Origin of the sequence: Kitasatospora sp. NPDC004799 (assembly GCF_040609095.1) — a bacterium.
GTDB lineage: Bacteria > Actinomycetota > Actinomycetes > Streptomycetales > Streptomycetaceae > Kitasatospora.
In genome coordinates this window covers 14,289-35,323 of record NZ_JBEXJK010000023.1, presented here as the reverse complement: position 1 = coordinate 35,323, position 21,035 = coordinate 14,289, and the positions used below count along the sequence as shown (strand labels likewise).

Annotated in this window: 14 protein-coding genes, 1 tRNA gene and 2 pseudogenes; 6 read left to right on the top strand and 11 right to left on the bottom strand. The window is 75.2% G+C overall.

Features of this window, described 5'->3' with window-relative positions:
* The first annotated feature begins 191 nt into the window (after positions 1-191).
* Positions 192-848 (top strand): histidine phosphatase family protein, encoded by a 657-nt coding sequence (locus ABZW03_RS05600; RefSeq protein ID WP_355252655.1) that lies wholly within the window; start codon positions 192-194, stop codon positions 846-848.
* Positions 849-899: 51 nt separating this feature from the next.
* Here the strand turns inward: ABZW03_RS05600 and ABZW03_RS05595 are convergent, their stop codons facing one another.
* Complete coding sequence (locus ABZW03_RS05595) at positions 900-2,522, bottom strand: tetratricopeptide repeat protein (protein WP_355252652.1); 1,623 nt, start codon at positions 2,520-2,522, stop codon at positions 900-902.
* A gap of 272 nt (positions 2,523-2,794) precedes the next feature.
* Between ABZW03_RS05595 and ABZW03_RS05590 the strand changes: the two genes are divergently transcribed.
* From ABZW03_RS05590 to ABZW03_RS05580, 3 genes are all read left to right on the top strand, one after another.
* Positions 2,795-3,307 (top strand): hypothetical protein, encoded by a 513-nt coding sequence (locus tag ABZW03_RS05590; RefSeq protein WP_355252649.1) that lies wholly within the window; start codon positions 2,795-2,797, stop codon positions 3,305-3,307.
* A gap of 83 nt (positions 3,308-3,390) precedes the next feature.
* Complete coding sequence (locus ABZW03_RS05585; RefSeq protein ID WP_355252647.1) at positions 3,391-4,296, top strand: fused MFS/spermidine synthase; 906 nt, start codon at positions 3,391-3,393, stop codon at positions 4,294-4,296.
* 306 nt (positions 4,297-4,602) lie between these two features.
* Positions 4,603-5,061, top strand: coding sequence for a GNAT family N-acetyltransferase (locus tag ABZW03_RS05580; protein WP_355252645.1), 459 nt, complete (start codon positions 4,603-4,605; stop codon positions 5,059-5,061).
* 8 nt (positions 5,062-5,069) lie between these two features.
* On the opposite strand, the gene ABZW03_RS05575 is transcribed toward ABZW03_RS05580, so the two are convergent.
* The 5 genes and pseudogenes from ABZW03_RS05575 to ABZW03_RS05555 all read right to left on the bottom strand — a co-directional run.
* Positions 5,070-5,924: a hypothetical protein gene (locus ABZW03_RS05575; protein ID WP_355252643.1), complete on the bottom strand. Its 855-nt coding sequence runs from the start codon at positions 5,922-5,924 to the stop codon at positions 5,070-5,072.
* Between the two features lie 109 nt (positions 5,925-6,033).
* Positions 6,034-6,480, bottom strand: a complete 447-nt coding sequence (locus ABZW03_RS05570; RefSeq protein ID WP_189919419.1) for a DUF4442 domain-containing protein — start codon at positions 6,478-6,480, stop codon at positions 6,034-6,036.
* A gap of 190 nt (positions 6,481-6,670) precedes the next feature.
* Positions 6,671-6,746 (bottom strand) — tRNA-His (locus tag ABZW03_RS05565).
* 163 nt (positions 6,747-6,909) lie between these two features.
* On the bottom strand, positions 6,910-7,512 hold the full coding sequence (gene orn / locus ABZW03_RS05560; RefSeq protein WP_355252640.1) for an oligoribonuclease: 603 nt from the start codon (positions 7,510-7,512) through the stop codon (positions 6,910-6,912).
* Positions 7,513-8,387: 875 nt separating this feature from the next.
* Positions 8,388-9,386: pseudogene (locus tag ABZW03_RS05555) on the bottom strand (helix-turn-helix domain-containing protein); the annotation flags it as partial.
* A 1,115-nt stretch (positions 9,387-10,501) separates the two neighbouring features.
* Here ABZW03_RS05555 and ABZW03_RS05550 point away from each other — a divergent pair.
* Positions 10,502-11,329, top strand: coding sequence for a GNAT family N-acetyltransferase (locus ABZW03_RS05550; RefSeq protein WP_355252637.1), 828 nt, complete (start codon positions 10,502-10,504; stop codon positions 11,327-11,329).
* Positions 11,330-11,512: 183 nt separating this feature from the next.
* Here ABZW03_RS05550 and ABZW03_RS05545 read toward each other — a convergent pair whose 3' ends face one another.
* Complete coding sequence (locus tag ABZW03_RS05545) at positions 11,513-12,616, bottom strand: HAD family hydrolase (RefSeq protein WP_355252634.1); 1,104 nt, start codon at positions 12,614-12,616, stop codon at positions 11,513-11,515.
* Between the two features lie 1,259 nt (positions 12,617-13,875).
* Between ABZW03_RS05545 and ABZW03_RS05540 the strand changes: the two are divergent.
* A pseudogene (locus ABZW03_RS05540) lies at positions 13,876-14,301 on the top strand (universal stress protein); the annotation flags it as partial.
* 166 nt (positions 14,302-14,467) lie between these two features.
* On the opposite strand, the gene ABZW03_RS05535 reads toward ABZW03_RS05540, so the two are convergent.
* From ABZW03_RS05535 to ABZW03_RS05520, 4 genes are all read right to left on the bottom strand, one after another.
* Entirely contained in the window at positions 14,468-15,658 is a 1,191-nt protein-coding gene (locus ABZW03_RS05535; RefSeq protein WP_355252631.1) for an acyl-CoA dehydrogenase family protein, read from the bottom strand.
* Positions 15,659-15,856: 198 nt separating this feature from the next.
* The gene (locus ABZW03_RS05530; protein WP_355252676.1) at positions 15,857-16,807 is read right to left on the bottom strand and encodes a hydroxymethylglutaryl-CoA lyase; all 951 of its coding nucleotides are present in this window, start codon (positions 16,805-16,807) and stop codon (positions 15,857-15,859) included.
* A 32-nt stretch (positions 16,808-16,839) separates the two neighbouring features.
* Positions 16,840-19,083, bottom strand: a complete 2,244-nt coding sequence (locus ABZW03_RS05525; RefSeq protein ID WP_355252628.1) for a biotin carboxylase N-terminal domain-containing protein — start codon at positions 19,081-19,083, stop codon at positions 16,840-16,842.
* 164 nt (positions 19,084-19,247) lie between these two features.
* Positions 19,248-20,957, bottom strand: a complete 1,710-nt coding sequence (locus ABZW03_RS05520; RefSeq protein WP_355252625.1) for a carboxyl transferase domain-containing protein — start codon at positions 20,955-20,957, stop codon at positions 19,248-19,250.
* Between the last annotated feature and the right edge of the window lie 78 nt (positions 20,958-21,035).

Sequence of the window (21,035 nt, the reverse complement as noted above, 5' to 3'; positions counted from 1 at the left end):
GTGTCGCATCCGGGTCCGACAACGCGGTGCGGACCGGCCGTTCGGAGATGCGCGGGGACGGCACCGGCGCGCGGCCGTCGCCGCCCGCGCGGGCCCCGGGATCGTGGCCGCCGCCCGAGTGGGGGATCATGGAGCCCGGTGCTCAATGGTGAGACCGACCGTTGCCACCGTCCGTTGCGAGGAGCCCGCCCATGCCCGCCCGAATCGTGCTGGTCCGCCACGGCGAGACCGAGTGGTCCGCCACCGGCCGCCACACCGGCCGCACCGACATCCCGCTGACCGAGCAGGGCCGGGCGATGGCCCGGGCCCTCGGCGCCCGCCTCGCCGAGGCCCCCTGGAACGGGCTGCCGGACGCGCTCGTCTACACCAGCCCGCTCGGCCGGGCCAAGGAGACCTGCGAGCTGGCCGGCTTCGGCGACCGCGCGGTGGAGCGCCCGGAGCTGATGGAGTGGGACTACGGCCGGTACGAGGGCCGCACCGGCGCGGACATCCGGGCCACCGACCACCCGGGCTGGCTGATCTGGCGCGACGGCGTGCCCGGCGGCGAGAAGCTCTCCGAGGTGGCCGCCCGGGTCGACGCCTTCCTGGCCGGCCTCAACGCGGAGCACGGCGTCCCGGAGCCGGACACCACCACGATGCACTGCGCCGACCGGGACGTCGTCCTGTTCGCGCACGGCCACCTGCTGCGCATCCTGACCGCCCGCTGGCTGGGCCTGCCGCCCGAGTTCGCCCAGCGGTTCAAGCTCGGTACGGCCGCGCTCTGCGTGCTGTCCTGGGAGTACGGGGCTCCGGCGGTGGAGGTCTGGAACGACCTGTCCCACCTGGAGGGCCTGAACGCCGGGCACTGACCCCGGTCCCGGGCCCGCTCGGCCCGCCAGGCGGGCTTGCCAAGCGACTCGCTAGGCGGCGGCCGCCCGGTCGTAGTCGGCCAGGAACCGGCGCACCTCGGGCACCGCGACGTGCGGGCGCAGCCGCCCGGCGGTGTCCGCGAGCATGCTCCGGATCCGGGCCGAGCGCACGGCGCCGAACAGCGCGACGGCGGCCGAGCCGTGGTGGGCCGCGCCCGCCAGGTCCCCGCGGCCGAGCCGGTCGTGGGCCAGCTCGGCGGTGTACAGCACCCGGTTGCGGACGAAGTGCGGCTTCTGGAGCGTTATCGCCAGCCCGGCCTGCTCGCTGGCGCGGTCCCAGTCGCCGAGCGCCGACCAGCACTGCGACTGCAGGCCGGCGATCTCGGCCTCGCTGAAGAAGGACATCCACTCCGGGTCCCGCTCGCCGGGGCCCCGGTCGAACAGCGTGTACGCCCGGCCGAGCGCGCGCTCGCAGGAGGCGCGGTCCTGCAGCAGCGCCCAGGCGCCGGCCTCGCGCATGGCCAGCAGGGCGAGCAACCGGTCGGAGTGCAGCTCCCGGGCGGCGACCTGCCCGGCCTGGGCGGCGCGCAGCGCCTCGCGCGGGCGGCCGGCGTCCCGGGCGAGGAAGGCGCTGTTGCAGAAGACGTGCGCCTCCAGGGCGGAGTCCCCGGCCATCCGGGCGGTGGCGAGCGCCTCGGAGTAGAACGAGCGGGCGTCCGCCAGCCGGTTCGAGTCATGGGCCAACCAGCCCACGGAGATGGCGAGTTCGCCCGCCCCGGCCTGGAGCCGGCGCTCCGTCTCGGCGCTGTACTCGCACTCGTTGAGCAGCACGTACGCGTTGCGCAGCGACTGCCCGGCGACCTCGTACAGGGTGTCGCCGCCGTGCGCGTCGTCGGCCAGCCGGATCTCCCGGACGGCCCGTTCGACGCCGAGCACCTCGGCGGCGCCGACCCGGCGCAGCGGCGCCAGCGGCCCGGCCCGGCCGGGCACCAGCGGTTCGCCGCCGAGCAGCGACGGCGCGGTGAACTCCGCACCGGGGAAGGCGCCTTGGCCGGTGAGCGCACCGGAGGCGCCGTCAGCGCCGGCCTGCCGACCGGCGGCCGCGGCCGGCCGGTCGATGCCGATCGCGGCGGCCAGCGCGGTGGTGCCGCCGGCCAGGAACGTACGGCGACGCACGTCGTCGTTCTCCTCGTCGAGATAGGGCGATCCATCGGGCCCCCGGGGCACCGTGCCGGGGCTCGGCCACGGGGGCCCGTCCGGCGCGGCTGGATCCGCGTACGGCGAGGCAGCGTACGGGAGTTGAGTGGAGCGTGGTGAGCGCGGGGCGGGCAGGGGCGGGAACGTCGGGTGGAGCGGAGGTGGTTCGCTCCGCTCGCCGGGCCGGTCCGCCGAACGGCGGCGGACGGAGATCCGGGAGGCGAAGCCGAGGTCGGTGAGCGTGCGGTCCGGCCACATGTGCCGGAACACCCGCTCGTAGGCGTAGTTGGGGCAGCGGATCTCACCGGACTCGACCCGTCCGACGTAGCGGGCGTCGCAGGACACGTGCTCGCCGATCTCGCGGGCGGCCCGGCGGACGGCCGTGGCGAACTCGCCGGGCGAGCGGTCGCCGCGCAGTGCGCGCATCACGAGGTTGGGGGACGGTCGGTTCGGCTCGGCCGGTGGGGTGGCTGCCATGGCGCCGAGAGTACTCGGAGTCACCGTTCGGCCACAGTCGGTTGGTGGGACATCTGCCGTCAATCACGGGCAAAAGGGGCGATGTTGCGGGATATCCGCCATGAAATGCCATGCCTTGCTGTAATGCGCCCCGTGGCCTGCGGGACGCCCGCCGCGTTGTCCTGGTACGCGGAAAGCCCATGCCGTCGCCGGCCCGTCCCAGCCCGGCGCCCCCTCCCAGCGGCCGGGCCTTCCGGAACCGACGAGGTAGACGAGGTACAGGAGGGCCCGTGATGGCCACCGGACTGCCGCAGCACCGACCCGTCCCCGGGGGAGTGCTCGCCGGCGCCGCTCCCGCCCTGCTCCCCGAACCCGCCGACGACCGGGCCCCCGGCCGGCGGCCGGTCGAGGGCGGCCGCGTCCCCTGCGGCGGCCGCAGGCGCGAACGCGCCGCCTCGGACGAGGGCGTCCCCGTCACCGGCTGCGACACCGTGACCGTCGCCCTGCGGCACGGCCTGGAGGCCGTCGACATCCTGAGGCTGCGCCGCGCCTGCGGAGCCGTCCTGCAGAGCCGCAACGGCAGCACCGTCTCCTTCCTCGTCCCGGCCGGCACCTGGGAGACCTGGCACCTGCCCGGCAGTTCCTGTACGGCGGGCGCGCTCGTGCCCGCCGCCACCGACCCGCGCTGGGTGATCCCGCCCGCCGGCTCCGGCCGCACCGCCCGCCCCACCGACGCCTGGGTGCTCCGTTCCGCCCTCTGCGAGGCCGCCTGCACACTCACCGCGGGCGGCCTCGGTCCGTTCTAGGGCGCGCCGCACGGGGACCGCGAGCCTCCGACCGGAACGGCCCTGACCTGTGGGTGTTCCCGTCGGCGGCGATAATGGCCGCCATGGGACGAAGCAGCAGAGCCGCGCGCACCGCGGAACCGGCGGACACCACCGGACCGGGCGGACGCACCCACGCCCAGGGCCCGCTCAGCCGTCCCGTCGGCTCCGGCGTGGCCGAGCTGCGCCCCGACCGCGACCGCCCCGCCGCCTGGTCGCTGCTGATCGACGGCGCCCCGCAGTCCCTGGTCGACCTCGCCGACCCCACCCACCTCGGCTTCGAGTACCAGCGCCGGCTCGGCCACCTGATCGACCTGGTCGCCCCGCCCGGCCGCCCGATCACCGTCCTGCACCTCGGCGGCGGCGCCCTCACCCTGGCCCGCTACACCGCCGCGACCCGGCCGCGCTCCCGCCAGCAGGTCGCCGAGATCGACACCGCGCTCACCGAACTCGTCCGCACCGAACTCCCGTTGGAGCGCGGCTGGCAGATCAAGGTGCGCGGCGCGGACGCCCGCAACGTGCTGGAGCGCACTCCGGAGGCCGGTGTCGACCTGGTGATCACCGACGTCTTCTCCGGGGCCCGCACACCGGCCCACTGCACCACCGTCGAGTTCGCCACCCTCGCCGCCCGCGCCCTCGCCCCCGGCGGCTGGTACGCCGCCAACATCGCCGACGGCGGAGCCCTGCCCTTCGCCCGCTCCCAGGTCGCCACCCTCGGCGCGGTCTTCCCCGAGCTGTGCCTGATCGCCGACCCGGCCGTGCTGCGCGGCAAGCGCTTCGGCAACCTCGTCCTGGCCGCGGCCCACACCCCGCTCCCGGTCGCCGACCTCACCCGGCGCGCCGCCTCCGACCCCGCCCACGCCCGGGTCGAACACGGCCGCGCCCTCACCGACTTCGCCGCCGGCGCCGCCCCGGCCACCGACGCCACGGCGGCCCCGTCCCCGGAACCTCCGCCGGGCGTCTTCCGCTGAGGGGGCGCCGGGCGTCGCTGGTCCGCTGCTACCGCGCCCGACCCCGACCCCGGCCCCGACCCCGGCCGTGGCCGTGGCCGGATGCCGCTCCGGTCGAGCGGCCGCCGCCTCCGGGGCCGCCGTACGCCCTCCGCCGTCGGCCCGTGGGTGCGTTGCCCGCCGGCTCGCGTCGCGGCTCCGCGCGTACCCGGTTCCTCGCCCGCCCGCCCGCCCGGCCTGCGGCCTGCCGGCCGTAAAACCGTTGGCGGGCGACCGAACCGGGGCCGACAATGGCGCTGCCGTCGGACGTCGACCCGAGGGGGCGCCATGGAGATCAGACCGGCCCGGCCCGAGGAGGCCGCGCTGCTCACCGGTATCGCCCTGCGGTCCAAGGCGTACTGGGGCTATGACGAGGCGTTCATGGCGGCCTGCCGGGCCGAACTGACCCTGGACGCCGGTGCGATCGAGCGCTCGGCCACGGTGGTGGCCGAGGACGGCGGGCGGGTGGTGGGGTTCGTCTCGGTCTCCGGAGCGCCGCCGACCGGGTCGCTGGACCAGCTCTTCGTCGAGCCCGAGTGGATCGGCCGCGGCGTCGGCCGCGCGCTGTTCGAGCAGGCCCGGAGCCTCGCCGCGGCGCTCGGCCTGCGCCGGCTCACCATCGACTCCGACCCGAACGCCGAGCCGTTCTACCTCGCGATGGGGGCGGTCCGGATCGGCAGTGTCCCGTCCGGCTCGATCCCGGGGCGCGAACTCCCGCAGCTGGTCCTGGAGCTGGCGAGGCCCTGAGCCTGTGGTCAGTGGCCGCGCGGCAGTCCGCGGTGCTTGTACATGGCCGCCCCGGTGAGCAGCAGCCCGGCGGCGATGGGGGCGAGGACGGCGGTCGCGGCGGCGGAGCGGTCGCCGGAGGTGGCCGCCGTGGCGGTGTCGACGACGGGCACCCTGCCGTTGTCCGGTACGGGAGAGGCGGTGGAGCCGGCCGTCCGGCCGAGCGCGGTGGCGGGCCCGGCCGCGTCGACGGCGGCGGCCGCCTCCTGGATCCGTGCTTCCGCCGCGGCCGCGCGCTGGCGGGGCACCGTGGGGCGGGTGGCGCCGGCGCGGTGCCGGGCGGCGGCGGGCAGGTCGGCGGTCCCGCCCTCGTGGGAGGGGCGGAGCCCGTCGGGCCGGGCCTGGGCGGGGACGGTGCCGAACAGGCCGGAGGCGAGCGCGAAGGCGTCGGGGACGGCCGCCCGCTGACCGGGCAAGGGCAGCCCGCCGGCCCGGATGCGCTCCCGGAGGGTGTCGCCGACCGCGCCGGTGGGCCCGGGGGAGCGGTCCGGCGGCCCGGCCGACGGCGGTCCGGACCCGACGGGGCGTTCGGCTGACTGCCCGTCGAGCGCGGGGCCGTCCAGGGAGGGGCTGTCGAGCACCGGCCGGTCGAGCACCGGCGCGCCGTGCAGCGCGCGGCGGGCGGTGGGCCGGGCCGGGGCCGGCAGCGGGTCGGTGGCGGCCGCGTACGCTCCCGGGGCGCCGAAGCCCCAGAGCTGTGCGAGCAGGGCCCCGGCGGCCGCGACGGCGCGGGGGCGGGGCAGCCACCGGGCGATCGCGCGGTGGGCACCGGCGCCACCGTGGGGGGCGGATCGCGGGGGCTCGGTCGCGTGATTGGCTCGCACGTGAATCGAGAACGAGCGGCCGGGTGGTGAGGTCACGCCCGCCGTCACGGACAGTCATCGCGCGGTGGCCCCGGAGCCGGCGTTCCCGGGGCCACCGACCGCGTGGCGGTCAGGAGTTGGGACGCAGGGTCCAGGTGACCGTCATCACGCCGGTGACGGCGCCGTCGGCGCGGGTGATCTCGACGGTGACCGGGAACTCGGGGCGCCCGCCGGCGTCCAGCTCGGCGACGACCTCGGCGGCCGGGCGGCCGAGCACGGCGGTGGCGGTGACCTCGCCCATGGCGAGCTTCTTGTACGCGATCTCGGCGTTCACGGCGAGCGGCACGGCCCGGGACAGCTGGTCGCCGAAGGCGGCGAGCACGATGCAGCCGCTGGCGGACTCGGCCAGCGTGAACATCGCGCCGGCGTGCGGGCCGCCGACGTGGTTGTGGTACGCGGGCTGGTCCGGGAGCCGGAGCACGGCGCGCTCCGGGGTGGTCTCCAGGTACTCCAGCTTCAGGGTGTGCGCCATCGGCACGGTGGAGTCGAGCATCTGGCCGATCGTGGGAGTGGTCATGGCGATGATGTTACTAGTCGGTAGCTTTCGGCGGCAGGGGTCACCGGAAAGCCGATGGGGCCGACCCGGCGAACGCGTGTGACGGGGCGCACATCAGGGTGGGGGGCGTGCAACTGAGGCCGTGCACAGCTGAGGGAGCGCGAAAACGCCTGAGGGGCCGATCTCTTGAAGAGATCGGCCCCTCAGGCTCTGGGGTGAGTGACGGGACTCGAACCCGCGGCCACCTGGACCACAACCAGGTGCTCTACCAACTGAGCTACACCCACCATCTGTCCGGTCCGTTCCCGCTCTCGCGTTCCCGTTCCGACAGGAAGAACTCTACAGGATCCGAGAGGGTGCTCGCGCCAGGGTTTCGTTCCGGCGGACCCGGGCACCCTCTCCGACCCTCCGACGGGGTCCCGCCGGGCAGGCGCAGGGGCTCGGCGGGGCTCAGCTCGCCGGGGCCTGGTACTTCGCGGCGATCGCCCGCGCGGTGTCGGCGTCCGGGCCGGGCTGCGGGACGAACACCGCCTCGCGGTAGTACCGCAGTTCGTCGATGCTCTCCCGGATGTCGGCGAGCGCCCGGTGGTTCCCGCCCTTCTGCGGGCTGTTGTAGTACGCCTTCGGGTACCAGCGGCGGGCCAGCTCCTTGATCGAGGAGACGTCCACGATCCGGTAGTGCAGGTGCTTCTCCAGGGCCGGCATGTCCCGGGCCAGGAAGCCGCGGTCGGTGGCCACCGAGTTCCCGCACAGCGGGGTCTTCCCGGCCTCCGGCACGTGCTCGCGCACGTAGGCGAGCACCCGCGCCTCGGCCTCGGCCAGGGTCACGCCCTGCTCCAGCTCCGCCAGCAGCCCGGAGGCGGTGTGCATCGCGCGCACCACCTCGGGCATGTTCGCCAGCGCCTCCGCCGGCGGCCGGATGATGACGTCCACGCCCTCGCCGAGGATGTTCAGCTCGGAGTCCGTCACCAGCACCGCGACCTCGACCAGGGCGTCCTGGTCGAGGTCGAGGCCGGTCATTTCACAGTCGATCCATACCAAACGGTCATTCACGCAACTCACCCTACGGCGCGATCACGCGCCGCGGGGACCGGTGGAGCCGAGCGGGGTGCCTCGGCCTGGTGCTCCTCCGGCCCGTCGTGCGCGCCGTGGCCGTCCGGGACCTCGCCCTCCGGGCCGGTCCGGACCGCGTGGCCGTCCCGCCCGGTCCGGGCCTCGCGTGCCGCCCGGGCGCCCTCGGCCGCGGGCCGACCGGCCTGGCCGCGGGCCTGCGCGGCCCGGGCCTGCCGACCGCGGAGCTCGCCCGCGCCGGAGCCCGGCTGACCGGCGGGCGCCGGCATCCGTCCGGCCGCCGTACCGTGCCCGCGCCCGGCCCCGGGGTCGTCCGCGGGCCGCTCGGCCGCCCACCCGTGCCCCAGGCCCAGGCCGCGCACCCCCGGCTGGGGGAGGCCGTCCTCCGCCGCCGCGTGCTCGGCGGTGCGCGGCGGACGTCCGGTCCCCGCCCCCGGTCCGGCCTGCGGCGGAACGACCGGCGGTCGCAGCGGACCGCGCCCGGCCGCACCCTGCTGCCCGGGGTGCGACTGCTGCGCGGCCTGCTGGTGCGGGTACGGCTGGCCGGCGCGGGCGTGGAACCCCGGGCCGGTCGGCGTCCCGACCTGGCCCGGACCGAACCCGCCGGGCTGGCCGTGCGCGCCCGGCTGCCCGTGCCCGATCTGCTGACCGTGCTGTCCGTGCGGCACCGGCTGTCCGTGCGGGCCGACCGGCACCGGAGCCCCCGGACCGGCCGGGAACGGCGGCGCCGACGGCACCCCGTGCGCCCCGCCGAACAGCGGCCCGCCCGCCGGGGCGACCGCGCCCGCCGGGTGCGGCAGCGCGCCGGGCAGCCGCAGGTCGCCGAGCGGACCGGTCGGCGTGGGCGACTGCTGGCCGGGTCGGCGGGCCCGGTAGCTGGTCCGGTACGCGGCCGGGGAGACCCCGAGCTGGCGGCGGAAGTGCCCGCGCAGCGCCACCGGCGAACGGAACCCGCACCGCCGCGCGACGTCGTCCACCGACAGCTCCGAGGTCTCCAGCAGCCGCTGCGCCTGGAGCACCCGCTGGGTGATCAGCCACTGCAGCGGCGCGCTGCCGGTGAGCGTGCGGAACCGCCGGTCGAAGGTGCGCCGGCTCATGTACGCGCGAGCCGCCAGCACCTCGACGTCGAACTGCTGGTTCAGGTTCTCCAGCGCCCACGTGACCACCTCGGCCAGCGGGTCGTTGCCGATCTCCTCCGGTAAAGACTGATCGATGTACTGGGCCTGTCCTCCGCCGCCGCGGCGGCTCGGCACCACGAGGCGGCGGGCCAGCGCGTTGGCCGCCTCGGCGCCGTGGTCGCTGCGGACCACGTGCAGGCAGAGGTCGATGCCGGCGGCGGTGCCGGCCGAGGTGAGCACGTCGCCGTCGTCGACGAACAGCTCGCGCGGGTCGACGTGGACCCGCGGGTAGCGCTTGGCCAGCGTCGGCGCGTACATCCAGTGGGTGGTCGCCGGGCGGCCGTCGAGCAGGCCGGCGGCGGCCAGGACGAAGGCGCCGGTGCAGAGCCCGATGATCCGGGCGCCCTCGTGGTGGGCCTTGCGCAGGGCGGTGATCGCCTCGACCGGCGGGGGCTGGGAGATCGAGCGCCAGGCCGGTACGACGATCGTGCCGGCGCGGGCGAGCGCCTCCAGGCCGTACGGGGCGGAGAGGGTCAGGCCGCCGGTGGTGGCCAGCGGACCGTCCTCCCCGGCGCAGACCAGCAGGCGGTAGCGGGGCACCCCGGCGTCCTGGCGGTCCACGCCGAAGACGGAGAGCGGGATGGAGCTCTCGAAGATCGGGGCGCCGCCGAAGATCAGTACCGCGACGGTCTCCCGGCGGCGCCGGCCGGACAGCTTGCGCGGGGCGGAGGCCGTCACCGGGGTCGGGGAGCCGTTCGCGCCGGGCCCGCCGTGGCCCAGCGGGCCGTGGCCGGAGCCGGCGCCGAGGGCGAGGCCGCCGAGTGGGACGCCGGCCGGCCCGGGGACGGCGGCGCCGTTCATGCTCGGAACGCCGCCGCCGTAGCCGGGGTGGCCGCCGTAGCCCGGGTGGCCGGAATGGCTGGAATGGCCGGGGTGTCCGGGGTGGGCGAGGTGTCCGGGGTGGGCGAGGTGTCCGGGGTGGCTGGAATGGCCCGGGTGTTCGCCGCCGTAGGGCTGACCGGGGCTGACGGCGCCTCGGCTGACGGGCTGTCCGCCGTAGGGAGGCCCGCCGAACGACTGGCCGCCGAGGGGCTGTCCACCGAAGGGCTGGCCGCCGAGGGACTGTCCGCCGAAGGGCGGCTGGGCGCCGAAGGCGGGGTGGCCGCCGTAAGGGGACTGGCCTCCGTAGGGCGCCGTCGCGCCGTGGTCCGGGGTGGCCGGCACCGCACCGTGGCCGGTGCCGCCGCCCGTGCCCGGGGAGGGCGCCGCGGAGTACGAGGAGTGCGGGGCGGCGCCCGAGGTGCCCGGAGTGCCGGAGGTGCGGGTGGTGGCGATCGAGGCGGTGCCAGTGCTTCTCGCGGAGCGACCCGCGTTCCCGGCCGCCGCCTGGCCGCTGTCAGGACCCGCGTCGCTCCTGCTCACCCTGCTCAAGGCGCTCAAGCCCCCTCGGTGGTGTGGTGTGGGTGGTGCGGCACTGCTAGCCAAGATCGAAATCTATCGGGTGGACCATTGCCGTTGTGACAAGTTCACCATCCGACGCTATGTCGACATGGCAATTTGGCGTGATGCATTCGATCACGAAGCGTGGCACCCGTCGACCTTTCTGGGAAGAGGGCCGGGGCAACGGTGGCTGGTTGTCGCGGGGCGGTTCCTGGGGCGCCCGGCTCCGGTGCGCCCGGCCGGCAGGTCTGGGCTGCGGATTTGCCCAAGCGGGAGGGATCGGCGCGAAATTGACCGAAAATCGGCGGTGCACGAGGGGGCGCACGTGGAGAAGTCGTGCGCCTCCCAGGCTTCATCCGGCCAAGCCCGGTACGGCCGAGCCGGGAACCGGACCGCCGGGTTACGGTCCTGCCGTGAACACCGACAGCCGGCTCGAACGGGCCAACGACAACGCCGCCGCCTTCTGGCTCGCCCAAGCCCGGGTCCACGGCTGGCAGTCCCGCACCCGTACGGGACTGACCGCGGTCCGGTGCGCCCGGACCCCGGACGACGCGCACCGCTTCGTGGTGACCCGCCCGTACGACGAACCGGACGCCGTGAAGCGGGAGTTGGCCGATCTGATGGCCGAGTGGTCGACCATACGCTGCACCGTGGAGGACCCGTACGAGGGGCTCGACCTCTCCGGTCTCGGAGCCAGCCGGATGCCGGTCATGCCGGTGATGGTCCGGGACCCAGGGCCGGTCGAGGGGGTCACCGCCGACCTGCCCGCGGTCTCGGAGGCCCACGGGGGCGGCGTCCTGACGGTCGATGAGGCGCGGGACGGCGACAGCTTCGCCGCGGTCGAGCGCGCGATCGTGGAGGGCTTCCCGCTGCCGGCCCGACAGCCCTGGGTCCGTGGTGAGGCCCTTCCGGAACAGCTGCTGGACGTGCCCGGCTGGCGGGCCTGGCTCGGCCGCGTCGACGGCGCGGTGGCGGGCACCTGCCTCACCTACGACGACGGCCGGGCCACCGGCGTGTACTGGGTCGCCACCCTGCCCGACCGGCGGGGCCGAGGAGTGGCCCGGGCCGTCCTCCAGACCGCCCTGGCCCACGCGCACCCGGACCGCCCGGCCACCCTGGTCGCCACCTCGCTCGGCGAGCCGCTCTACCGCAAGCTCGGGTTCGTCGAGCGGGCCCGCACCTGCTGGTGGACCAGTACCTCGGTGGAGCCGACGGGGAGTAGCCGGGGCGGGGTGGCGTAGGGGGAGAGCGGGCGAGGGCGGCGAGGACGGCGAGGATGGGTAGGGGAGCCGGCGGCGGGGCGGGGCGAGGCGGAGTAGGCGGACGGCCGACGGTGGTGCGGGGACGGCGGCGGCGCGGGGCCGGCGGTGGGTGGGCGGAACGGGGTAGGGGCTGAACGGCGTAGGAGCTGAGGGGGGCGGGCGCTACTGGGCGGCCGCCACCGCGGCGGCAGCGGCGCCCTCGGCCCCGGTGCCGCGGGGGATCGCGCGGGTGGTCGCGGCTGCCGTTGTGGTCGGCGTTGCGGCCGTGACCGCCGCCACGGCCGGTGCGGGGCGGAGGCCGTCCGTGGCCGACCCCGGCCTGCCACTGACCCGGGGCCCGGAGCCCGTCCCGGGGTCGGAGCGGCCCTCGGCGATCACGGCAAACCCGCCGGATCGGTTTCGGACACTGCGCCCGCCTGCGGGGACGGGTTCGCCGGCCGTCCCGGCGGTGGCAGGAACGGATGCACTCGGCCCCTCCAGGGCGGCCACCGCGGGACGTGCGCCGGACCGTACGCCGACCAGCGCCGTCGCGCGCACCGGCATCCCCGCTGCCGCCTTCCGGAGCGATCCGTCGGAGCGGACGCCGGGTCGGGACGAGGGCGCGTTCCGCGCGGCGAGCACCTGGCCGACCGCCTCCGGCAGACCGGCCGCCTTCAGCGTCGGCCGGTAACCGCTCTCCGCCCACGGCCGGCCGTGGTGCAGCCAGACGCTGCGCAGTCCGGTCAGTTCGGCGCCGGCGATGTCGGCGGGCGCGTGGTCCCCGATCATCCAGGTGTGTTCGGCCCAGTCCCCGATCGGGGCGACGCCGCACCGCTGGGCGGCCATCTCGAAGATCAACGGGTCCGGCTTGACGCAGTCGGCCTCCTCGGAGATGACCCAGCCGTCGACCAGGGGGCTCAGTCCGGTCCGCCGGATCTTCTCCAACTGCGGCCGGGTGCCGCCGTTGCTGACGATTCCGAGCGTCCACCCGGCGGCCCGGGCGGCCCGCAGCGCCTCGATGTGGCGGGGCGGGCAGTGGATGTGGGAGTTGATGCCGCGTCGGTAGTGCGCAAGCAGGAAGTCGGCGGAGACGTCCAGCCCGTAGCGGCGCCGGACCGCCGACAGTACGGTGCTGCGCGGTACGTAGCCGCCACCGTCGAGGGTGACGAACCAGTCGAGGTCGCCCGGTGGGAGATCGTGTTCGGACAGGAGGTCCTGCGCCCAGGCCCGATAAGCGGCGTCCCGGGGCAGCAGGGTGTTGTCGAGGTCGAACAGGAGCAGGGGCATGCCAAGCATGGTGCCAGCGGCCGCACATATGCACCTGGCAAATGCCAGACGCCGTCGCGAAGCCGTAGGGAGTGGCCGAAACGGCCTCCGGACGCCCGTGGCGGGCGGTGACGCACGGGTCGGCCGGGGCTGTCGGGGCAGGTCGGACGTCACGGTTCGCGACACACCGCAACGGATCGTCGCCGATCCATGACAGTCCGGTCACGGTGTCCCGTGGGGCTGTTGCGCCACCCGGTCCGCTCAGTCAAGCTCCAGGGAACCTCCTTTCCGGAGGGGGCGCGATCGCCTGTCGGCGGGGCGCACTGCCTCGGCCGGCACATCCCCCTTTCGCGGGAACGACGTCGCTCCGGGGCTTTCTCGCTGGGCGGGGCCCCATGCCCGTCGTACTCTGAAAGGAACAGGTCACATACGGTGCTGCGCGGCGCAGACCGACGTCATCCCGTGGGCGGGCCTGCTGCCCGGGCAGCGTTGTTCTCCTCTCCTGTCGGCCCCTCTCCATCGAAGAGCCGTGAGCCATGGCTGGTTTTGAGCCTCCCCGACCGGTTGAACCGGACACGCCTCGCAGCGTGGGCCCGGCCGGTGGGCCTGCCTCCGATCGCTCTGGCGGCCGGGCCGAGGTGCGTGCTGACCGGTGCCGTGACGACCGCGGCGGCGATGGCAGTGACGGCGGCGGCAGCGATGGCAGTGACGGCGGCGGCAGCGACGTGCGTGGTGACGCGCGGGGTGACCGGGGCGACCGGGGCGACCACCTCCGTGATGACGGCCAGGGTTGCAGCAGCAGGGGCGACCGCCGGGACGGCGGCGCGGACGAGCCCGCCGGCGGACGAGCCGACGCGCGCGCCGAGGTCTCGGGCCGCGTCCCGGGCGTACGGGCAGGTGACGACGAGCGAGTCGATGTCGCCGAAGGGGCCGAGGCGGCTGGACCGGCCGGAGCGACCCGCGCGGCCCGGGCTCCTGACGCCGCCCGGCCAGCCGGTGCGGCCCGGCCGACGGAGCCAGGGGAGCCCGTTCCTGGGCGCGACGGCCCGTCCGGCTTGGCACACGTCCTGCGCGGTCTCGCCCGCCGGGGCAACCTCGCCCGCCGGGACCGTCCGGGGCCCCGCCAGCGGCGTGGCGAGTCCCCGGCCGACCCCGCCGGGTCTCCGGTGACGGGCCGCCTGGGCCCGGGCGCCGAGCGTCCGGAGGCGGCGTCCGGTGCGGCCGACCCGCTGGGCGGGCACGCCGAGCCGTCCGGGCAGGACGCCCCGGCGCCGTCCCTCGACCCGGTGTTCCAGCACGGCGTGGTGGTCGGCTTCGACGGCTCGCTGTCGAGCGAGCGCGCCCTCGCCTACGCCGTCGGCATGGCCCGCCGTTCCCAGTGCGGCCTGGTGATCGTGCACGTCGCCAACCGGCTGCCCGCCACGGTCTGGGCCGGCTGCGAGCCGCCCGTCTTCGTCGACCTCCCCGACCACCGGACCGAGGTCCTCGGACTGGAGCTCGCCTGCGCGGACTTCCTCACCGGGGTGCCGTGGATCCTGGTCGAGCGCGGCGGGGACATCTGCCACGAGATCGAGGAGGTCGGCCGTGAGTACGCCGCCGACGCGATCGTCGTCGGCACGACGCACGGCCTGCTCGGCAAGATCTTCGGCTCGGTCTCCGGACGGCTGGCGCGGCGGGCCAACCGCCCGGTGATCGTGATCCCCTGAGGCGTCGTTCCCGAGGCTTCCCTCGAAGCCCCTCGAAGCATCTCCTGAGTCTCCTCCTGATGTCTCCTCCACCGTCGGGCCACCAACTCTCCTCGCGGAGCGGTGCGTTGACTGGCGTTCCGGCCCGGGCGGCGTGGTTCAGGAGGCGACCGTCAGGACGCGGTCGTCACGAACCGACGCCGAGCTCCCGGGCGATGAGCATGCGCTGGACCTCGGACGTGCCCTCACCGATTTCCAGGATCTTGCAGTCGCGCCAGAAACGGGCGACCGGGAATTCGTTCATGAAGCCGTACCCGCCGTGGATCTGGGTCGCCTCGCGGGCGTTGTCGACGGCGGCCTCGGACGAGTACAGCTTCGCGATCGCGGCCTCCTTCTTGAACGGTTCGCCGTGCAGCAGCCGGGAAGCGGCGTCCCGCCAGGCCAGGCGGGAGGTGTGGGCGCGCAGCTCCATGTCGGCAAGCTTGAACTGGATGGCCTGGTTGGCGCCGATCGGCCGGCCGAAGGCCCGGCGCTCGCCGGAGTACTTCACGGATTCGTCGACGCAGCCCTGGGCCAGGCCGGTGGCCAGGGCCGCGATCGCGATGCGGCCCTCGTCGAGGATCCGCAGGAACTGGGCGTAGCCTCGGCCACGCTCGCCCAGCAGGTTGGCCGCGGGAACGCGGCAGTCGGTAAAGGACAGTTCGCGGGTGTCGGATGCGTTCCACCCGACCTTCGAGTACTTCTTCGAGACCTGGAAGCCGGGGGTCCCGGTGGGCACGATGATGGAGGAGATCTCCCGTACAGGCGAGCGGAATTCGCCCTCTTCACTCGAACGAGCGAGCGGTTCGGTCAGTGCGGTGACGGTGACCAGTCCGGTGATGTCGGTGCCGGAGTTGGTGATGAAGCACTTGGTCCCGTTGATGACCCACTCGTCGGTGGCCTCGTCGTACCGGGCCGTGGTGCGGGTCGCCCCCGCGTCCGAACCGCCCTCCGGCTCGGTGAGGCCGAAGGCGCCGAGGAGTTCGCCGGAGGTCAGCCGGGGCAGCCACTCGCGCTTCTGCTCCTCGGTGCCGAAGCGGTAGATCGGCATCGCGCCGAGCGAGACGGCGGCCTCCAGGGTGATCGCCACCGAGGAGTCGACGCGGGCGAGTTCCTCCAGGGCGAGGCCGAGGGCGAAGTAGTCACCGCCCATGCCGCCGTACTCCTCCGGGAAGGGCAGGCCGAAGAGCCCCATCCGCCCCATCTCCCGGACGATCTCGTAGGGGAACTCCTCCCGCTCGTAGAACTCGCCGATCTTCGGCGCCACCACGTCCTGGGCGAACTCGGCGACGGTGCGCCGCAGTTCCTCGTACTCGCTGCTGAGCCTGTGGTCGAGCATGGTGATCCTCCTGGCGCCCGGCCGGGTCGGCCGCGGACGTGAGCGGGGTGACCGGCGCCCGTCGGACGGTATGACGGGCGCACGGTGTGATGGACGGACGGTGTGATGGGCGGATGTCGAGCGGTGCGCGCGGGGCGCGTGGTGCGCGGCACCGGCCGGGTGGTGCGGGCGGCCGGCGCCGGCGAGGGGGCGGACGGGTCAGCCCCCGGTGGAGCCGAGCAGCGCCTGGACGGTGCGGGACGGGCTCGGGCGGCCGAGGCGCTCGGCCATCCAGCCGCTGGTCGTGACGAGGGAGCGCAGGTCGACGCCGGTCCGGATGCCCAGCCCGTGCAGCATCCAGACCAGGTCCTCGGTGGCCAGGTTGCCGGTGGCGCTCTTGGCGTACGGGCAGCCGCCCAGACCGCCCGCCGAGGCGTCGACGGTGGTGACGCCCTCGCGCAGCGCCGCCAGGGTGTTGCTGAGGGCCTGGCCGTAGGTGTCGTGGAAGTGCACGGCGAGCCGGTCGACCGGGACGCCGGCCCGCGCGAAACCCGCCAGCAGGGCGGTGACCTGGCCCGGGGTGGCCACCCCGATGGTGTCGCCGAGGCTCAGCTCCGCGCAGCCCAGCTCCAGCAGTCGCACGCCGTACCGGACCACCTGGTCGACCGGGACGGGCCCCTCCCACGGGTCGCCGAAGCACATCGAGAGGTAGCCGCGGACGGCGATCCCGGCCTCGGTGGCCCGCTCCACGACCGGGCGGAACATCGCCATGGCCTCGTCCGCCGAGCGGTTGAGGTTGCGGCGGGCGAAGGTCTCGGTGGCGCTGGCGAACACCGCGATGTCGGCGGTGCGGTGGGCGAGCGCGCGGTCCAGGCCGCGCTCGTTGGGCACCAGCACCGGCAGCCGCAGCCCGGGGTGGCGCTCCGGCAGGCCGGCGAGCCGGGGGAGCAGCTCCTCGGCGTCGGCCAGCTGCGGTACCCATTTCGGGTGAACGAAGCTGGTGGCCTCGACGGTCCGCAGCCCGGCGGCGGCGAGCCGGGCGATGAACTCGGCCTTGACCTCGACCGGGACCAGGGACTTCTCGTTCTGCAGGCCGTCGCGCGGCCCGACCTCGTGGATCCGGACCTCCTCGGGCAGCCCGGGGGCGCGGACCGGATCGGGCAGGCCCAGGTCGAGGGCGTCGGGCTCGCGGGCGGGGGCGGTCACGACCGGACCTCCGCGGGCTCGGCGGGGGCGGTCGCCGGTGCGGCCGGGGCGTCCTCGACCGGGGTGACCACGACCAGCAGGTCCTCCATCGCGACGGTGGCGCCGGCGGTGGCCCGCAGTTCGGCCACCACGCCGTCGTGCGGTGCGGCGATCACGTGTTCCATCTTCATGGCCTCCAGCACGAGCAGGGGCTGTCCCTTGCGGACCGTCTCGCCCGCCGTGGTCTTGACGACGGTGACGGTGCCGGGCATCGGGGCGGTCAGGGCACCGTGGTGCGCGCCGGCCCCGGCGGCGCTCTCGACGACCGGGTCGTAGGCGTGCAGCGGCCAGGCGTCGCCCTCGACGCCGAGCCAGGTCACCGGTCCGGCGGCGAGGCCGGGGGTGGCGTCGGTGGCCAGCGAGAAGGTGGTCCGGAGGCCGTCGACGGTCAGGTGCAGCCGGTCGCCGGCCAGGGTCGCGCGGGCGCGGTGCGCGGGGCCCTCGTCGAGCCGGAGCTCCACCTCGCGGGTGGACCCGGCGGAATTGTCAGTGGTATCGGCTACGTTGCCCGCAGTGATCGAACGGACGCGCACCGCCACCGGATCCTGGCCGGGGGTACGGAGTCGGTGGGTGGTCCAGGCGGGGGTGCCGCCCAGGCGCCAGCCGGAGGGAAGGGAGAACGGGTCGGTCCAGCCGCCGGGGTCGGCGGTCGGGGTGAGTTCCAGGTGCCGTGCCAGCGCGGCCGCGTAGTAGAGGAGGTGAGCGGGCGACGGCGGTTCGGCCGCCGCGGGCGCGTCCGGGGTGGTCGCGTTCGCGGGGGAGTACGGCGCGGTGAGCAGGGCCGGCTGCTCCTGGGCCGTCCGCTCCACCAGGCCGGTGTCCAGCCGGCCGGCGGCGACCTCGGGGTGTGCGAGCAGCCGGCGCAGGAAGCCGGTGTTGGTGGTGACGCCCAGGATGCGGGTGTCGGCCAGTGCCGCGCGCAGTCGGCGCAGCGCGGTCGGGCGGTCGGGCCCGTACGCGATGACCTTGGCGAGCATGGGGTCGTAGGCGCTGGTGACGACGGTTCCGGGGGCCACCCCGGAGTCGACGCGGATGCCCTCGCCCCGGGGCTCGTCCAGGGTGAGGATGCGGCCGCCGGTGGGCAGGAAGTCCCGTTCCGGGTCCTCGGCGCAGATGCGGGCCTCGATGGCGTGGCCCTGGAAGGAGATGTCGGACTGGGTGAAGGAGAGCTTTTCACCGGCGGCGACGCGTAGCTGCCACTCGACCAGGTCGAGCCGAGCCGAGTCGGCCCCGACCGCGACGGCGAGTTCGGTGACGGGGTGTTCCACCTGGAGACGGGTGTTCATCTCCATGAAGAAGAAGTCCCGCACCCCCTCGGAAGCGGGGGCGGGGGCGTCCGGGTCGATGCCGGGGACGATGAACTCCACGGTGCCGGCGCCGGTGTAGCCGCAGGACTCCGCGGCGCGGACGGCCGCGGCGCCCATCGCGGCGCGGGTCTCGGCATTGAGGAGAACGGAGGGAGCCTCTTCGATCAGTTTCTGGTGGCGGCGCTGGAGGCTGCACTCGCGCTCGCCGAGGTGGACGGTGGTGCCGTGGGCGTCGGCGAGCACCTGCACCTCGATGTGGCGCGGCCGGTCGACCCAGCGCTCCAGCAGCAGGGTGTCGTCGCCGAAGGCGGTGCGGGCGACACGGCGGGCGGCGGCGATCTCGGTGGGCAGGTCGGCGCGGTCCCGTACGAGGCGCATGCCCTTGCCGCCGCCGCCGGCGGACGGCTTAAGCAGCACCGGGTAGCCGATCTCGTCGGCGGCGGCGACGAGTTGCTCGTCGGTGGGCGCGGTGGCCTGGCTGCCGGGCACCACCGGGACGCCGGCGACCCGGACGGCCTCCTTGGCGTTGATCTTGTCACCCATCAGCTCGACCGCACCGGGAGGTGGTCCGATGAAGACGAGGCCCGCGTCGGCGCAGGCGCGGGCGAAGCCGGGGTTCTCGGCGAGGAAGCCGTAACCGGGGTGGACGGCCTGGGCGCCGGTGCGGCGGGCGGCGGCCAGGATCTGGTCGGTCCGCAGGTAGGTCTCGGCCGCCGAGCTGTCGCTGCGGTCGGCCGGGCCGAGCCGGACCGCGACGTCGGCCTCGCGGACGTGCGGCGCGTCGGCGTCCGCGTCGCTGAACACGGCGACCGAGCGGACGCCGAGCCGCCGCAGGGTGCGGATCACCCGCAGGGCGATCTCGCCGCGGTTGGCGACCAGAACTGTGTCGAACATGGGAGGCGTTCCTCCGGGTCGAGGGGAGCCGTACGAAGGAGGTGGCGGTGGGCGGTCGGGGCGCCGGCCCGGGTGGGCCGGCGCCGAGGACGGTCCCACCCGGGAGGCGGGCCGTCGCGTCCGGAAGGGAGGGATGGCGGACGCGGGGGTGACCGGAGGCGGGATCACATGCGGAAGACGCCGTACGGAGCGGGCGGTGCCAACGGGGCGTTGGCGCAGGCCGTGAGCGCGAGACCGACGACGGTGCGGGTGTCCATCGGGTCGATCACGCCGTCGTCCCAGAGCCGGGCGGTGGCGTAGTAGGCGTTGCCCTGACGCTCGTACTGCTCGCGGACGGGGCGCTTGAACTCCTCCTCCGCCTCGGCCGGCCACTGCTCGCCGTGCGCCTCCAACTGGTCGCGGCGGACGGTGGCGAGGACGGAGGCCGCCTGCTCGCCGCCCATCACGGAGATCTTGGCGCCCGGCCACATCCACAGGAAGCGGGGTGAGTAGGCCCGACCGCACATCGAGTAGTTGCCGGCTCCGTACGAGCCGCCGATCACCACGGTCAGCTTCGGGACGCGGGTGCAGGCGACGGCGTTGACCATCTTGGCGCCGTTCTTGGCGATTCCGCCCGCCTCGTACTGCCGGCCGACCATGAACCCGGTGATGTTCTGGAGGAAGAGGAGGGGGATGCCGCGCTGGTCGCACAACTCGATGAAGTGGGCGCCCTTGAGGGCCGACTCGGAGAACAGCACGCCGTTGTTGGCGACGATGCCGACCGGGTGGCCGTGGATCCGGGCGAAGCCGGTGACCAGGGTCGAGCCGTACTCCGCCTTGAACTCGGCGAACCGGCTGCCGTCCACCAGGCGGGCGATCACCTCGCGCACGTCGTAGGGCGTGCGCGGGTCGACCGGCACGGCCCCGTACAGGCCCACCGGGTCGACCGCCGGCGGCTCGACCGGGGTGAGCGGCCACGGCCTGGCCTCGCGCGGGCCGAGCCCGGCGACGATCGTGCGGACGATGGAGAGGGCGTGGGCGTCGTCCTCGGCGAGGTGGTCCGTCACGCCCGAGGTGCGGGAGTGCAGGTCACCGCCGCCCAGCTCCTCGGCGGTGACCACCTCGCCGGTGGCGGCCTTCACCAGCGGCGGGCCGCCCAGGAAGATCGTGCCCTGGTTGCGGACGATCACGGCCTGGTCGCTCATCGCCGGGACGTACGCGCCGCCGGCCGTGCACGAGCCGAGCACGGCGGCGATCTGCGGGATGCCCGCGGCGGAGAGCCTGGCCTGGTTGTAGAAGATCCGCCCGAAGTGGTCGCGGTCCGGGAAGACCTCGTCCTGCATCGGGAGGAAGGCGCCGCCGGAGTCCACCAGGTAGACGCAGGGCAGCCGGTTCTCCAGCGCGACCTCCTGGGCGCGCAGGTGCTTCTTCACCGTCATCGGGTAGTAGGTGCCGCCCTTGACGGTGGCGTCGTTGGCGACCACCACCACCTCGCGCCCGGCGACCCGGCCGATGCCGGCGATCACGCCGGCCGCGGGGGCGGCGCCGTCGTACATCCCGTCGGCGGCCAGCGGGGCCAGCTCCAGGAAGGGGGAGGCCGGGTCGAGCAGGGTGTCCACCCGGTCGCGGGGCAGCAGCTTGCCGCGGGCGGTGTGCCGGGCGCGGGCCTTGGCGCCGCCGCCCAGGGCGGCCGCGTCGAGCTTCGCGCGCAACTCGGCGACCAGGGCCCGGTGCGCCTCGGTGTTGGCGCGGTAGGCCTCGGAGCCCGGGTCGACGGAGCTGCCGAGCCGGGGGGCCGGTGCGGCGGCCGCGGACGGTGCGGTACCGGGCGCCGCCGTGCCGGTCGCTGCGCTGAGCCGGCCACCGGTGGGTGTGCCGGCGGTTGAGATGACCATTCCCAAGAGCTCCCTTGCCCTCGGCACCAGGTGGGCAGCCGGGTGCGTCCGCCCGTGATCGCCACGTTAATTAACGTT